The organism is Rhodobacteraceae bacterium M382 (genome assembly GCA_025141015.1).
Taxonomy (GTDB): Bacteria; Pseudomonadota; Alphaproteobacteria; order Rhodobacterales; family Rhodobacteraceae; genus Aliisedimentitalea; species Aliisedimentitalea scapharcae.
Map to the genome: position 1 here is coordinate 1,195,609 of CP081098.1, position 16,483 is coordinate 1,212,091.

The window sequence follows — 16,483 nt, forward strand, 5'->3', positions numbered from 1 at the left end:
CAGTTCCGTGCCGGACCCGCCCGGGTCCGACGATGGACGTGGTCATCGCCCGCGAACCCATCGGGTTTGTGAGGCAAACAAGGGGGTTTTCACGGCCACTGCCACCAGTGCGTAAATGATGAACCCCAGGGGATCACCCAGCGCCAGTGGCGCGATCTGACCCGTTGTGGCAGGGGCAGGCGTCTGGTTCGGGATCAGCATCGGGTAGCGTTCTGCGATCTCTTCGACCCCCTTGTTCTGACGGCGTCGTACCCGGGTCAGCCGGGCAAACCCTTCGACCATGGGCCAGTCGTAGCCGGCGGGTACGCCGATCCGTTCGGACGGCGTGAACTGCAGCCGGGCAAAGGTGTCGTCGGATATGATATCCGGCCATTGTTTCCACCGCGCGCGCCCCGCTGCATTCATCGCAAACACCCCGAACCCGGGGGCGGTTTCATTCAGGAACGGCAGCTTTTGCCAAAACCGCGCATAGGTGCGCGTCACCCAGCTTTGCGCTGGCGAAACTCGGGGATGTCCGCTGGCGTAACATGGCACCGTGGTATCGAGCGCCGTGGCCAGCTGGGGCAGGAGGTCCGGGTCTACGGTCACATCCGCATCCAGATACACACGTATCTGCCCCGTTGCTGCCCGGTCCCCACAGTTCAGCGCATTGAGTTTCCCCCCCTGCTCGAGGTCCAGCACCCGCAAGGTCCATCCTTGTGCTCTGGCCTGATCCTGAAAGGTCTGTGCTGTTTGGACTGTTGCATCGGTACAGCCGTTGGCGAGGACCAGTACCTCGCAGGTCGTCTCACTGCAAAATGGCTCTGACGCCAAAAGCGCGCTGAGGCAGGGACCAATATAGGCAGCTTCGTTATGGGCCGGGATCAGCACACTCAGGTTCACTTGGCCGCCTCCAGCGCATCCCATCGCGCCGTGGTGTCATCGAGATGACGCAAGGCCCCCCAACTGCCCCATTTTGTTGGGGCCATCACATCATTGAATGCGGTGAACACACCGTCAGACAGGGTCGCCCAGCCCGCCAGAAGTTCTTCGTACAAGAGCCCCATCTCGGGGCTGTAATTCAGATGGATGAAAAACGCGGTCAATTCGGGGTCATCGACCATTGGCCCGACACCGACCACATGCGACCCCGCTTCGTACAGAACAAGCTGCATACCGTTTTTTTCTGCCACGTCAGCCTGATACGGAAGGGTCGTGTTCAACAGCTCAGCCAGGGACGTGCGTAGATCACCGCTGGAAGAGCCATCAAGCAAGTCGTCCCAAGCCAGTGAAACAGCCGCATCAAAACGATGCGCCGCGACATACTCCTGTTGTTCCTGCGCGCTCAACCCCTGATCCTGAGCCTGCTTTTGTGCCCGTGCGAGACTGTCGGCAATCCACCCTTTGACCAATTCATAATGTTCCTGGGTGCCGAGCATGTACCCAAAATATCCTGTCATCGCGTAGGCGTCGAACAGATCGGCCGGGCGCGGGCGACCTGGCTCTTCGGCGCGCCACAGAGGGGCTTCCAGCACCTGCTCTTCGAGCCCCATCCATCCGGTTTGGCTGGACAGGACACGAACCAGACTGTCGGATGCTTCGGGGCCAAAAACCTCGGTCCAGATGGCCGCAATTTCGATGGCACGGGCGGCGTAATACTGTAACCAGGCATCCGGTGTGTTCCATCGGGCCCGGGCCTGTTCATCAGCCCAAATGGCCTGTTGAAACTGCCAGTTCCAGACTTCGTTCGAATACTCCAGATAAACGCGCCGACCGTTTGACAAGGTGGGTTTTACGATTTCGGCCCAGTTTCTGGCATATTCGTCATCGGCCAGATGAGGCATGGTGATCCACAGATCGGTATCCACCTGATTGGCCAGGGCCACGATAATTTCGGCAGGCACACCGATGTGAGCCCAGGTGTAATCATCCGGGCGCGGGCGATCTTTCCAATGGCGCTGGGTGGAATTATTGGTGTGCATCCAATCCATGAACCGCAACAGCGCAAATCCCTCGAGGCGCTTGAGCCAGAGAGGGTTGAATATTTCTCCGGCCTCGTAGGCGGCGATGTTGTCCAGTTTGACAACGGTAATGTTGCGCACGTAATCGCCCTTGCGGGCGCGATCAGTGCGTTGAATGCGGATGTCGACGGATCCCGGACCGGGGGTAAAGTCGAATGTCACTTCGTTCTTGCCATAGCGCACTTTGCTGGCGCGCCCTCCGACTTCGACGATGCCATTGCCATCGAACCCCAACCGATAGCGCCCGGCGGCAGAGCTGGCTTCGGGGGGTAGTCCGGTCAGGATGACGGTTCCGATCGAACCCAGTTCGGGCGGGATTGCAACCGGCCAGCCATTGGCATCCAGATAATCAGCCGCTTTCAGGTCTTCATGAGAGGCACCGCCCCATTGCCGCGGCAGATGCCCGATCCACGAACGCGCGGTCTTGAACACGTCGATAAACGGTTGCTGGGTGCCCCAATCGGTGACGCCAGCCAGATTGACGGCCATTTGACCGCGGTCGGTTTGGGGTGTTTGTGCTGTTGCAACAGTCGCCAGCATCAGGCCGATGGCGATTATCAGGCGGGTGAGAAATTTCATCGGGCCACCCCGGTCTTGGGCAGCGAGGTGACAACGTCCCAGACAACCTGTTGCATCAGCGCGGCAGCCTCGGCCAAGGGCGCATCGGCACGGGTGCCATCAGCGCGGGACAATTGATGTGGCAGACCAACGGGCGACCTTTGGTAAAGTACGGCGAAATGGGTCAGGGCGATCAGATATGCCCCCTTGTCGTTCAGGTGAATGGTATCAAGCGTGCCATCGTCATTGCGCGCAAACAGATCCTCGGGACCGCTCAGGTCGCCGATGCCTCCCTGTTCTGTCACGATCCGGGCAAAACGGGCCATGACCTGCCCAGCGGGGATCAAACGGGCCGGGCGGTTCCCGGCCTGGGGCAGATCTGCCAGCAGGATCTGATCCTCCCAATGGCGGCTCAAGTCGTCGTCCAACCGGTTGAGCCACCCCTGAGGGTCGTCCAGACGGTGCCAGGTTTCATAGAGGTAAACCCGTGTATTGGGGTTGGAGAGACGGGCCAGGTCAGCCCACAGGGAGAAGTATTTGCCGCTGCTGTGGTATTTGATGGCGTCACGGATTTCGACCATCTCAGTCAGCACCACGGCGTCATAGTCGCCAGAAGCAATCGCGTCGCGTGCAGGGCGAAAACGGGGGTGCGCATTTTCCGTTTCGAACCCGTTGATCGGCAATTCGGGTTCCCAATGTTCGCGCAGCGAGGTGCCCCATCCCAATTGGCTGCCATAGGCGTGGTCCGCGCCCGCCAGTTGTGCCAGCATGGCGGGCATGTCGCGCCCCACCAGCGAGTGACCCAGATGATAAACCGCCATAGGCCCCTTTGGGGCAGGCAGCGCGGTATAGGCCTGTTCGATTTGGGCGGGGGAGGGTTTGCGACCTACGCTGAACCACCACCAGGTCACGCCAGCCAACGCCAGCAACACCAGAACTATTCCAAGACGGAACATGTCAGACGGCCTCCATTTCAACGCCAGTCACCAGAATCCCCTGTCCCATGGCAAAGCGCCCGTTGAACCGATGCCCAGTGGCAAAAGGGGCGACATCGCGCTGTAACCGTGCAGTAAAACGGCACTGCGCCAAATCCCATTCGGTTTCCATCCCGGAAAAGCCGAACACTGTGCGGCTGTAGGGATATTGCGCTTTATAGGCTGCCTCCTTGGCGGAAAAAATCAGTTTGGCCAGACGCAGCGGGTCCGCCTGACTCGCCAGCCAGACCTGTTCCCGAGGCAGGCAGATTTCTGACAGCAGTTTTTCCTTCAGCGGTGTGTCCTCTTCGACATCAACGCCAATACTGTGAACCGGCGCACGCCGGCCCACAACGGCAATGGCACAGGTGGTCGTATGGGTCAGACCGCCTACAATTCCGTCGGGCCAGATGGGCGCACGATCAGATCCGACACGCACCGGGGCGGCAGGCACGCCGATCTGGGCCATGGCAATGCGCACTGCATGGCGCCCGGCGGCAAATTCACGGCGGCGTTTGTCGACGGCGCGCGGTGACAGACCCGCGATCTCCTCGGCCATTGGCGCGGGGGCCTGGGCCTGGGGGTCGGTCACCGCCACGCCAAGCGAGGCAGAGAAAAGCGGCCGGACAAGGTCCAGCCGCGCTTTGGTTCTGTCTGTCACGTCTGTGATCATCCGGTCTTGGTCCGCCGTCCTGCCCGCATCGCGCGGCGCTTCGACATGGTCTGGGACTTGTCGATCGTGTTTTGCGGATCTGCTGTTTCCGGTTCTACCGGGCCTCCGGTCAGCTTGTCCACATGTGCTGACAGGGCACCCAGCACCGGAAAGCGGAAAATGTCCGTGATCGACAGTTTCACCGCGCCCAGATCATCGCGAATTTCCCGATGTGCCTGTACGGCGAGCAGCGAATGCCCCCCCAGATCAAAGAAATTGTCGTCGTCGCGAATATCCGTCAGGCCCAGGATCTTGGCCCATATACCACCAATTCTTGCCGCAGTGCCTTGGATCGGCGCGCTGACTGTGGTCTCGGTTGGTTTGCGGATCGGTTGCGGATCTGGCAGCGCCTTTCGGTCTATTTTCTTGTTGGGCGTCAAGGGCATGGCATCCAACGTCACGATGGTCGAAGGCACCATGATGTCCGTTAGAGTTGCCGACAGATGTGCCCGCAGCGCGTTTTCGGAAACCGGTGCGTTGGTCGTTACATACCCCACCAGCCGTTCGTCTCCGCCCGCCATCTGCCGCGCCAGCACCACGGCAGAGGTCACCCCTGCAAAACGGCTCATGGCGGTTTCGATCTCGCCCAGTTCGATCCGGTGGCCGCGGATTTTGACCTGGTGGTCCGTGCGCCCAAGATAGGCCAGACGCCCATCAACCCGCCAGCGCACCAGGTCTCCGGTGCGATACATGCGTGCCGATCCCTGGGCAAAGGGGTCGGAGACATATCGGTCTTTGGTCAGATCGGGACGTTGCCAGTACCCGGCGGTCACGCCCGCGCCACCGATATACAGCTCGCCCGGTGCTCCGGTCGGCACGGGATGGCCCGTTTCGTCCAGCACATAGACGGCCGTGTTGCCAACGGGTTTGCCGATGTCCGCAATACCGCGCGGTGCCGCCCCCAAGGTCTGTGTGGTGGACCAAATTGTCGTTTCGGTCGGCCCGTACATATTATGAATCTGCGCGCTGGTACAGGCGTGCAGCTCGGCCACCAGATCACCGGACAGGGCTTCGCCCCCGATCAGCAGGTGTTGCAGATGCCCCAAGGCAACCCGTGCCTGATCATCGGCAGCAATCATGCGGGCCATCGACGGGGTGCATTGCATATGGGTTACGGTGTGGCGCTGGATCTGTGCCGCCAGGGAATGGTCGTCCATTGCCAATTCGCTTGGCGCGTTGGCCAGTCGCAGCACTTCGGCCAATGGCTTCAGCCCTTCCAGAACCACATCCGGCGCGATGCCATAGTCGATCAGACAGGCAATTTCATCCACCCCGATGCGTTTGAGATCCTCCGCGCGGCGCACACCATCGTCGATCGTGCCAAACAATCCGGAATCCTCGAAATAGCGTTCAAAGGCGAAGTCCAGAATGGCCTCGAGTTCCGCGTCGCTGAGAATGCCCAGGTCCATTTCATAGGGGTTGTTCACACCCTTGGGTTTTTTGAACGCGGGAAACGCCCAGGCGTATTGTTTGATCAGTCCGGCGGCGGCGCGCAGATAATCCTTCATCGGCTCGCGCGCCACATCGCGCGCCTGTTCGCGGGTGTCGGCCAGATAGGTATGCAGCATCAGTGTGACGGTGAAATCGTCCGGGTTGTGTCCGGATTCGCGCAGCGCCTCGTGATAGATGCGGATCTTGCCCGCGACTTCGTCAATGCTTTGGCCCAGCAGGTGGGTCAGCACATTGGCACCGATCTGCCCGGCCTCGCGCCAGGTGTCAGGGTTGCCGGCGGTGGTGACCCACAGCGGCAATTCCTTGGAGACCGGGCGCGGCTGGGTGACAACGGTGTGCATGCTGCCGTCCTTGCGCGGGAAATCCACGGCTTCGCCCCGCCACAATTTTCGCAGGACGTCGATGGTTTCAAACATCGCCGGTTTGTTCTGCGGAGGGGTGTTTTCGGGGCGCAGGACAAAATCATCCGGCTGCCAGCCCGACGCAATGCCCAGAGCGGCGCGGCCATTGGTCAGATTGTCGATCACGGCCCATTCTTCGGCAATGCGGGCCGGGTGGTGCAGCGGGGCAACGCAAGAGCCTGCGCGGACACTCAGGTTTTGGGTGACGGCGGCCACGGCTGCCCCGGTGACCGAAGGGTTCGGATAGGGGCCGCCAAAGGCGTGAAAATGCCGTTCCGGGGTCCAGACCGCATTGAACCCATGCGCGTCGGCAAATTTGGCACCTTCCAGCAGCAGTTCGTATTTCTTGGGACCGGGACCGTCGTCATTGCCCCAATACATCAGGTTAAAGTCCATCCGCCGGTCTGACACAGTGGGGGCACCGTTGGACAGGGTCAGGCGGCTTTCGTCGCTGGACAGCACCACGCGCAACCCCCGCGCCAGAGTCCAGAACAGTTCGAGCACCGAAATGTCAAAGCTGAGGCTGGTGACAGCGAGCCAGGTGTCACCGATCGCATGGGGAATGCGCGTGTCCATCGCGGCAAAGAAGTTCGACACATTGGAATGACGAACCATGACGCCCTTTGGCGTGCCGGTCGAGCCGGAGGTATAGATTAGATAGGCCAGATCCGCGCCTGTGGCACCGCCATCCAGATTGTCTGCGCTGGCGTCCGCCGGGGCGGCATCCAGGATCAGACATTGGGCCTGATGTGGTGGGAGCGTGTCCTCCAGATCGGCCTGCGTCACGATCACCTGTGCGCGGCTGTCCGTGATGTAATGGGCGATCCGGTCCGCCGGATAGGATGGGTCCAGCGGAACATAGGCACCGCCAGCCTTGAGAATGGCCAAAGCGCCGATCAACAGATCTGGGGAGCGCCGTGTGTAAAGGCCAACATGCGATCCGGGTTTGACGCCCATCGACTGAAGCCGCTTGGCAGTCGCGTTTGCACGCGCATTCAGAGCTGCATATGTCAGGGCGTCTCCCTCGAAAATCAACGCGGTGGCATCAGGTGTGCGCTGTGCCTGAGCCTCAAAGGCGGCGTGAATGGTCAGGTTGGCGTCAAATTCGGACGCTGTTGCATTCCAGTCGCGCAACAGACGGGCGCGTTCTGTGTCAGGAAGGATCGGCAGTTCGGCCAACGTCTTGTCGCCGACGCCATCTGCGATCGCATTCAACAGCAGCTCCAGCCGGGCGGCCAACAGGGCCAGCGCCGTTTGATCCATGTGCGCGCCATCCGCATACAGCCGGGCGGTGTCTCGGGTGATCGCAAGGGTCAGGACGCTGCCGGGCAGTGGGGCGTCGTAGTTCAGAGAAAGGGCAATGGCGGGCTGGGAAAATCCGGCAAGATTTGGATCTCGCGCGACCAGATCACAGGGCCAGCCACCGTCATCCAATGCGACTGACAGAGCCGTGTCGAGCGCGATCGTCAGATCCGTGAACCGCTGATCGCGCCGGGCCTGAAGCGGGCGCCATCCCGTGACATAACCCGGGCGGGTCTGGTGTTGCATTTTGTCCGTGGTAAGGGCGATGTCGGTGATGTCTTCGCCTGTGTTGCGCAACGCCCAAGCGAGCGTCGCCGCGGCGATCTGGCCCGTGCCCAGCGTACCTGGCAACAGCAGTTCCCGAGCTAGCGTTCCGGTCTTTCCCGTGTCGTGGGTCAGGGGGGCTGTGGTCGGGCGCATCTGTTGCAGGGCCGCGCGCGCGCGGGTTTCACCGGGCAAACAGCGGGTCAGCCCGTCTTCCAAGGCAGCGGCCAGGGCTGCATCGGGCGAGGGCAGGGCTTGCCCGACCTGGGTTTTTCCGGACAGGTCAAAACTCTGACCAAAGGCATCGCGCAATTCCGATAGACGGACAGCACCATCGCCGGTTGCAATGGTCAGGCTGTCGCCTGTGCCTTCGATCACGCTGCCCGGCGCGCCGTGTCCCAGCGCATGGGCGGCCTGAGATACCAGAACGACCTCGCCCGCGATTTCGATCTTGGGACAGGTGAGCGGGTTCCAATAAGGTCCTGTGTCCAGCGCATTGACCAACGCCAGAATATCAGTCGTATGATCGGTGAAATCAATCCGCCCAGCGGCACGGGGGCGGTCATTTCGACCGTGATAGCTGCGCTGGCTCAGATCCTGAGACGTGCGATCGAGCCCCCCCGATTCAAGTTGCGTAATTACAGCACCAAAGCTGTCAAGCCCGGCGGCGTAGCATTTGGAATTGAGTGAAAATGCGGTTTCACCTTCGGCAATGTCGAACATCCGCTGTTCGACGATGTCGCCGGTGTCGATGCCCGGTTCCAGCATGTGCCATGTGATGCCAAAGCGGTCATCGCCGTCAATCAGCGCCCAGACAGGTGCATTCAACCCCGCCCGCCGTGGCAAAGGGCCGTCGTGAAAGTTCAAAGCACCCCGCGCCGGCAGCGCCAGGATGTCGTCGGACAGCAGGCTGAGATTGGCGATTGAAAACAACCAGTCAAATGGCCCCGCCTGAGCCAAATCCGAAATCTGGTCCAACACCGGCAATCCCTTGCCGCTGGCCCAATTGCGGATGTCCGCGTCCTGAGACACCACCGCGCGTATCCTGTGGCCCTTGTCCAGCAGCGCATCGCTGCAGCCGATCAGCAGGGATTCATTTCCGATGACGACACAGGAAAAAGCGGTCATTTGGGGTCCTCCGAAACAAGGGTGGAGTGGGAAGGCTCACGACGGGTGGTGGGATGGCGTCGTGCTGTCGCGCGTATGGAATGGGTGATCAAATCGCCCAGAAAGCCCGGAGGGTCGGCCTGGGGTTTGGATTGGATCAGGCACCGTGTCTTCCAGATCAGGGTGCCGCTGATCCGGGCCAGGGTCGCCAACGTCGCATAAAGACGTCCGTGGGTCTTGGTGAAATAATGCAGGCGCGAATCGAACCAGTATTGCGGCGTACGTGCCCAAGTCTTCATTCCAGTCGAAGCCGAGCCGATATGGATCACTTCGCTGGCTGGCAAGTAATGCGTGGACCACCCGGCACGGGCGGCACGGTGGCACAGATCGGTTTCCTCGTAATACAGGAAAAACGTCTCATCAAAGCCGCCGACCTCTTCGATCACTTCGCGACGGATCATCAGGCTGGCTCCTGCTGTCCAATCGACGCGGGTTTCCTGTGTCGGGATGCCCATCGGCACAACAGCGTTCTTCAACAGGCGCGAAAACACCCCGGTGCGTGCCGCGCCTTCGAATTCACCTGCAATTGTGGGATAGCGAAACGCAGTGCAATGGGGTTCCCCATCGACGCCCTGTAAATAAGAGCCGACCATACCAGCGCCGGTATTGGCCATCAGGAAGTCCCGCAACAGCCGCATGGCACCGGGTTGCGGGAAAGCATCGGAGTTCAACAGGTAGAAATAGTCGGGATCTGCCCCATTCGACAGCGGGGTGGCAAAGCCGATGTTCATCCCGGCCCCAAAGCCGCCGTTGTGGTCCGATGCGATCACCCGCAACCGTCCATCGTCAAACCAGCCGTGTTCCTGTGCCGTGTCGCGGATCAGCTCATAGCTGCCATCGCCTGAATCATTGTCGATCACCAATACTTCGCCCGGCACCGTACGAATGTCGCGCAGAGCGGTCTCCATACATCTGAGCGTCATGTCCGGAGTGCGGAAATTCAGGATGATGATTTGGATTGTCGGCTCTTTCATGCCATCACTCCGCAGCTGCGGCGACCGGCGACGCCAAAGGCGACGGCGGAGCCGGGTCGGCGGCATCCAGAACCGTGCGCACATGGCTGGCCAGCACACTGACATTGGGCACCAGAACCATGCTGTCATGATTACCGGGGACTTCGATCACCTTGGTTTCTGGGGCCCAACGGGTCCAGCCGTTGTCGTCAAAAACATATTCCCGCGCGGCGGAAACCCATTTCTGGTCCGAAACCTTCCACTTGCGATCCAGCGGCGGGCGGAACAGGGTCAGGGGTCCAGCCCAATCAGCCATCGCATAGGTCGACAGGGCCTGACGAAAGGCCAGCTCGATCTTGCGGTTGTTGAATTCAGGCTGGGTGCCGTCTTGCGGCGCAACGCTTCGGCGTTTTTCGATCTCCCAACGGATCCGATTGCCCAGCCATTCCGAAAGATATCCGATCCCCTTGTTGCGCAGTTCCTGCAGTTTGATCATCGCCTTGTCGCGCCGCGTCAGATCCGGGCGCATCGGCAAAGGCGTGTCCAGCAACACCAGAGAGGCGACCGCTTCGTCGGTTGCCTTCAATTGGCGCGCCATTTCAAAGGCAGTGATGCCGCCGCCAGAAAAACCACCCAGATGATAGGGGCCGCTGGGTTGAATCTGGCGGACTTCCAAAAGGTAATCCTGAGCGGCCCTGCACATGTCAGTATGCGGTTCGTCGTCGCCGATCAACCCGCGGGCTTGAAGGCCATAAACTGGGCGGTCATGCCCGACAAGCAATGCCAGCTGGCGCAGGTTCAACACATTGCCGAACATGCCAGCCACCAGGAAGAACGGGCGTTTGCCGGTGCCATCGCCGGGGTGGAGTTTAACCAGATGCGAGAACTGTGGTTTGGTCGCAGGGGTCTCGTCGGTTCCCTGGGGATCTTCGCTGACCGTGATGCCGCCGCCGGTCTGCTGGATCACCAGATCGGCGAGCCCGGCCACGGTGGGGGCCTCGAACAGGATCGAGATGGGGAATTCCACATCAAAGCCGCGCTTGATCTGGGCAAAGAGCCGCACCGCGATCAATGAATGCCCGCCAAGATCAAAGAAGCTGTCGTGGATGCCGACTTCGGTCACCCCAAGCAACGCGGTGAAAAAACCGGCAAGGGTTTCTTCGACCGGATTGGTGGGTGCCTTGTAATCATTGTCCAACTGGGGGCGTTCAAAGCTTTGGTTTTCGGACGTGTCGGTCTGTCCGGATTGAGCGGCCTGTTTGATGAGCGCGGGCAAGTCCAGAGAGGAAACCACCACCTGCGGCTGCGCAACGGCGATGGCCCGGGCCAGAGCCTCGGCACCTTCGGATTGGTTGATGCCATTGGCGATATTGTGGTGCAGGCGTTGTTCTTCGGGCGACAGCGGCTGGGCGTTGGCATGTACTTCCAGCCCCAGGTCGGCGGCTGTGGCATCTGGACGTGCCGGTTGCGCCAGTTCCAATCCCTCATCGAGCCGTTTCATCTGGAAACCCGTGATGGCCACACACACAGTTCCCTGAGTGTCGCTGATCGTGATGTCGAAAGTGGCGAACCCGTCGCCTGAGGATGGCCCCAGGCGCACATGGCTGAGGCACTCTTGTGGCAAGGGAGAGAACACCTGGATTGCGCCATAAGACACCGGTACCCACAGCATCCGTCCCTGATAGCCGGGGATCAATTCCATTGCCCAACCTGTGGCCAGATCCATCACTCCGGGGTGCAACAGGCACCCGTCATTTCGGGCGGCATCGGGGAGGGACAGGCGGGCCAGACCCTCACCTTCGCCCAGGGCGGTTTCAGTCAACACATGCCACCGCGGTCCGAATTTCAGGTGCGCCTCCTGTGGCGAGCGCAACCGGTCCCCCCGGGGCTGCACCGGAGCCGCACAGCGCGCGGCAATGTCCTGTGGGTTCAGCGTGGGCTGTTCACCGCCTTCCAGCAGCAAAGATCCCTGGGCATTCAACGCGTATCCGCCATTGGGTAGGGCCGCGTGCACAGAAAAGCCAAAGCCCGATTCTGTCGGTTCGAGCCGTATGACGGTTTCCCGCGCGTGTGCATCCTCGACATTCAGCGGACGGAAAAAATACAGATCCCGCAAGGTGAACCCGGCGTCTATGCCACGGGCCCGCAGGGCCTCGGCTGCCAGTTCGATATAGCCGGTACCGGGCATCAGCGCGGTACCATCTTTCAGCCGGTGATCATTCATTACCCAATCGGATGCGCCGGAAAACTGCGAGACAAAGATCGGCTGGCCCTTGGCGTCAAATCCGGCGCTGTCCAACAGGGGTGCATCGCATGGGGTATGCGCGCTTGGGGCGGTTGGATTCTGGCGCGCGGTCTTGGCCTCGGCGGCCATGCCAACGTCGCTCCAGACGCCCCAGTCAATGGCCAGGACCCGCGTCCGCCCACCTGTGCGATGTTTGGCATAGGCGTTGAGATATTCATTGGCGGCCACGTAATCCACCTGACCCGCAGGACGCGTGACAGTCGAAGAGGACGAAAACAGCACCATCAGGTCGATTGAGCCGTCCGGGAACAGATCATCCAACACGCGCAGGCCGCTGACCTTGGGGGCAAAAACCTGGGCAATTGCGGCGTCTGTTTTGGTCAGGATCGGGCCGTCGTCAATCTGACCCGCGCCATGCAAGACGCCGGTGACCGCGCCGAATGCGCGGGCGACCTGATCCAACGCATCCTGCATCTGGTCGCTGTTGCAGACGTCAGCGGCCAATGGCAGAACCCGGCCGGATCCGATCTGTTCCAGCTTTTGTATGGCCTGGATGCGGCGGGCCGTCCGGTGCGCCGGACTATGTGAGCGCAGGAACTGGTCCCATTGATCGCGTGGCGGCAACCCGTCACGGGACAGGAGAATGACATTGGCATCAAAGTCCTGCATCAGATGCGCGGCAATGGTCAGACCGATGCCGCCATAGCCCCCCGTGATCAGATACGTTCCGTTGCGCTGGAAGGCGGGTGTTTCGGGGACGGGCAGGGGCACCGGGTGCCAATCCTGCACCAACCTTTTGTCGTCGCGCCAGGCGACGGTTTCATTGGCGGGCTCTCCCATCAACTCTTCGAGCAGCCGGGGTGTCATGTCCGGCGGTGTGTGCCCGCGCATCCGGGCCAAAAGACCGGTTTCGATCTGCGCCGTTTCGATATCCACCCAAGCGCAGGTGAACCCAGGAAATTCGCGCGGTATGACGCCAACAGGACCGGAGATCATCGCCTTTTCGGGATAGGGCAGCGCTTCTGCCCGCACCTGAGCGGCACCCGTGGTAAACACCTGCAGGTGTGTCCCCCCAGGCATATCCACCCCAGCGAGGGCCTGAGCCAGATGTGTCAGGCTGTGAAATCCCATTTCGAGATTCCGGTCAAAGAACGACGATCCGGGACGAAAGCTCTCGTCTTCGGTCACCAACCAGAAATGGGCAATCCGATGCGGCAGCTGGTTTGCGGCGGCAAGATCTTGCAGCAGCGCTTCATATCCTGGCAATCCCTGTTCGGGTGCCAGAACATAACGGGTGTCGGACAAGCGGGCAAAAGTGTCACCAGAGTGGACCCGGATCACGTGATGGCCAGCCTGGTCCAGTCGGTCTGCGGCAGCGGCCGCGACACCGGCATCATCCATGAACATCAGCCAGGTCATCTGGCTCTGTGACAGGTCGGACACCACGTCCAACGTGCAATCCGCAAACCGAGGGCGCCAAACCGGGCGGTGCCCCCAATCTGTCAGGTCGGTGACCCGTGCGGGCAGGGCTGCGGCCTCGGCGTCGATCTGCTTGCCGGGTTCGATGAAATAACGGCTGCGTTGGAAGGCGTAGGTCGGCAAAGGCAGACGGTGGCGTTTCGCCTCGCCCCAAATCTGATCCCAATCAGCTTCGATCCCACAGGCCCAGAACCGCCCGATCACCTCCAGAAAATAACTATCGTCGCCAATGTCCTGATCCGGGTGACGAAGCGCGCTGAGCACCTGCCCCGGGGCCACAGCCGGATGCATCTGTGCCAGAGTGCTGAGCGCCTTGCCGGGCCCCACTTCCAGGAACACCCGATCCGCGCGCGAAGCCAGGGTTTCAATGCAATCCGCATACATAACGGTATTGCGCAATTGGCCGACCCAATAGGAGGGATCCCTTGCCTGTTCCGGTGTAAGCGCAATTCCTGTTCGGTTCGAGATGATTGCAATATTGGGCGTATTCAGGCGCAATTTTGACAAAAAGTCGCCATATTTCTGCAAAATGGGATCCAGCATTCGCGAATGGGCGGCAATGTCGATCTGAATGCGTTGGTGGTCGATGTCTTCTGCGGTCAGGCGATCGGACAGACGCTCCAATGCCTCCTGTGGGCCACTGACAGCCGTCAGGTCGGGAGCGTTGACGCTGGCAATATCCAGATCGTCACCGATCCGTGCCTGCACGTCTTTCAATGGCAGGGAAATCGACAACATCCCGCCTGCGGGAACCGTGTCAAACAGACGCCCGCGCAACAGAACCAGGTCTATGCAGTCCTCAAAATCCATGACCCCGGCCAGACAGGCCGCGGTGTTTTCGCCCATGGAATGGCCAACCAACGCCGTCGGGTGAACACCCCAGCTGATCCATAGCTGTGCCAGCGCGTATTCGACGATCATGATCAGGGGCAATTGCACTGATGGCTGTTTCAGCCGCTGGTTTGCGGTCCCTTCGTCCCCCGGTTCGGGCAACCATATGGCGCGAATGTCATAGTCGAGTTGAGTCTGCAGGTGTTCCAGCCCGCGATCCATCCAATCGGCGAATACTGGTTCAGTTTCATACAGGTCCCGTGCCATACCGGCATATTGGGCACCGCCACCCGGGAACATGAACACCACATCCGGGTTGCTGCCCAGGCGGTCATGGGTATGGAGGCTGCGCGGATCGCCAGCCTTGAGAATGTCGGCCGCTTGGGTTGCCGTCTCGGCCACAAGCACCCTACGTTTGTCAAACCCGCGCCGACCCTGTTTCAGGGTCCAGGCCACATCGGCCAGATCAACGTCCGGGTTGGCACGCAGCCAATCCTCCAGCCGCTGTGCGTTGCCATCCAGAGCGGCTTTGGATTGGGCTGACAGGCACAGAATGTGAAACGGGAAATCACTGTCTTCTGATGCGCCCCGGTCGGGCGCTTCTTCGATGACCGCATGGGCATTGGTCCCACCAACCCCCAAGGCATTTACAGCCGCCCGACGCGGTCCCTTGTGCGACGTCCAATCCGTCAACCTGTCATTCACCCGGAACGGCGAGTGGTCAAAATCAATGGCCGGGTTCGGAGCTTCGTATCCCAAAGATGGGGGGATCTGTTTGTGGTGCAGCCCCAGCGTGGTTTTCACCAGGCCGGCAACGCCCGCTGCGGTGTCCAGATGGCCGATGTTGGTTTTGACCGATCCAATCCGGCAGAACCCGGTTTCCTCCGTGGTGTCGCGATAGGCCTCGGTCAGGGCGGAAACTTCGATCGGGTCGCCCAAATAGGTGCCGGTGCCATGGCATTCGACGTAATCGACCGTGTCAGCCGGGATATTGGCATTGGCCAAAGCCTGGCGCACGGCGGTAGCCTGACCATCAACCGAGGGGGCCAGATAACCCGCCTTGGCTGCGCCATCGTTGTTCACGGCAGAGCCTTTGATTACCGCCCAGATGTGATCGCCATCTGCTATGGCATCTTCCAGCCGGCGCAGCGCAACCGCGCCCGCGCCAGACCCGAACACCGTGCCCTGAGCCCGGTGATCAAAGGCGTGACAATGGCCATCCGGCGACAGGATTTCGTTTTCCTTGTACAGGTAACCGCGCCCCTGTGGCAGTTCGATGGTCACCCCCCCCGCGAGCGCCATGTCACAGTCGCCATCCCTCAGCGCCTGACAGGCGTAGTGCACCGCGACCAAAGACGTGGAGCATGCGGTCTGGATGTTGATGGAGGGCCCTTTGAGGTCAAAGACGTGGCTGACGCGTGTGGTCAGGAAATCCTTGTCATTGCCGGTATGGCGCAGCAGGAACATGCCGACATCATCGACCAGATTGCGGTTTGAACAGATGTTGAAATAGAAATAACTGCCCATGCCGCAGCCGGCATAGACACCGATGGGACCGTCCAGGCTTTCCGGTGGATGGCCTGCGCTCTCCATGGCTTCCCAGGCGACTTCCAGAAACTTGCGATGCTGGGGGTCCAGGATTGCAGCCTCCTTGGGCGAAAACCCAAAGAAATCGGCGTCAAATTGATCGAACGCATCGAGCAGGGCCGCCGAGGGTACATAATTGGGATCTGACAGGTTTTCGGGGCGCTCACCAGCAGCCAGCAGCGCGTCTTCGTCCATCACTTGGATCGATTCCACGCCGTTTTTCAGGTTGTCCCAGAATTGCGCCGCTGATTGGGCACCTGGAACACAGACCGACAATCCGACGATTGCGATATCGCCGAGCGCTTTGGTCCTGATGTCTTCATTTGCCATCATTCACCCAATTCATCATCAGATCATTGTCTCTTTGCAGGCCATGTCCCGATGATATCGGGGAGCATAGCCGGGAAACAACGGTTTCAAAACGTCCCGTACAACCGGGGCACACAGGAACCTGAAATCAATGTAAAAATATCAGGTACATTGAATGTGTGTCCTTTCGGGTTGTCAACAAATCTAAAAATCTCAGGGCATTGAGGCCTGAGTGTGGACAATATATGG

At 60.4% G+C, this 16,483-nt stretch carries 7 protein-coding genes; all 7 read right to left on the reverse strand.

All coding sequences use genetic code 11. From position 1 onward, the window contains the following. Positions 1-42: 42 nt before the first annotated feature. Genes K3727_05455 through K3727_05485 form a run of 7 tightly spaced genes read right to left on the reverse strand, consistent with a single transcriptional unit; the run spans position 43 to position 16,258 of the window. Positions 43-906, reverse strand: a complete 864-nt coding sequence (locus K3727_05455; GenBank protein ID UWQ92246.1) for a glycosyltransferase family 2 protein — start codon at positions 904-906, stop codon at positions 43-45. Then, on the reverse strand, positions 879-2,579 hold the full coding sequence (locus K3727_05460) for a hypothetical protein (GenBank protein ID UWQ92247.1): 1,701 nt from the start codon (positions 2,577-2,579) through the stop codon (positions 879-881). Before K3727_05460 ends, K3727_05455 begins: the two co-directional genes overlap by 28 nt. Next, entirely contained in the window at positions 2,576-3,514 is a 939-nt protein-coding gene (locus tag K3727_05465; GenBank protein ID UWQ92248.1) for a hypothetical protein, read from the reverse strand. Before K3727_05465 ends, K3727_05460 begins: the two co-directional genes overlap by 4 nt. Before the next feature lies 1 nt (position 3,515). Then, on the reverse strand, positions 3,516-4,205 hold the full coding sequence (locus K3727_05470; protein UWQ92249.1) for a 4'-phosphopantetheinyl transferase superfamily protein: 690 nt from the start codon (positions 4,203-4,205) through the stop codon (positions 3,516-3,518). After that, positions 4,202-8,791 carry an LLM class flavin-dependent oxidoreductase gene (locus tag K3727_05475; GenBank protein UWQ92250.1) on the reverse strand — a complete coding sequence of 1,530 codons (4,590 nt, stop codon included), beginning with the start codon at positions 8,789-8,791 and terminating at the stop codon, positions 4,202-4,204. The genes K3727_05470 and K3727_05475 overlap by 4 nt, the downstream gene beginning before the upstream one ends. Then, positions 8,788-9,804, reverse strand: a complete 1,017-nt coding sequence (locus tag K3727_05480; GenBank protein ID UWQ92251.1) for a glycosyltransferase family 2 protein — start codon at positions 9,802-9,804, stop codon at positions 8,788-8,790. Before K3727_05480 ends, K3727_05475 begins: the two co-directional genes overlap by 4 nt. A gap of 4 nt (positions 9,805-9,808) precedes the next feature. After that, a complete protein-coding gene (locus K3727_05485) occupies positions 9,809-16,258 on the reverse strand; it encodes an SDR family NAD(P)-dependent oxidoreductase (protein ID UWQ92252.1) in 6,450 nt (2,149 codons plus the stop codon). Positions 16,259-16,483: the final 225 nt, after the last annotated feature.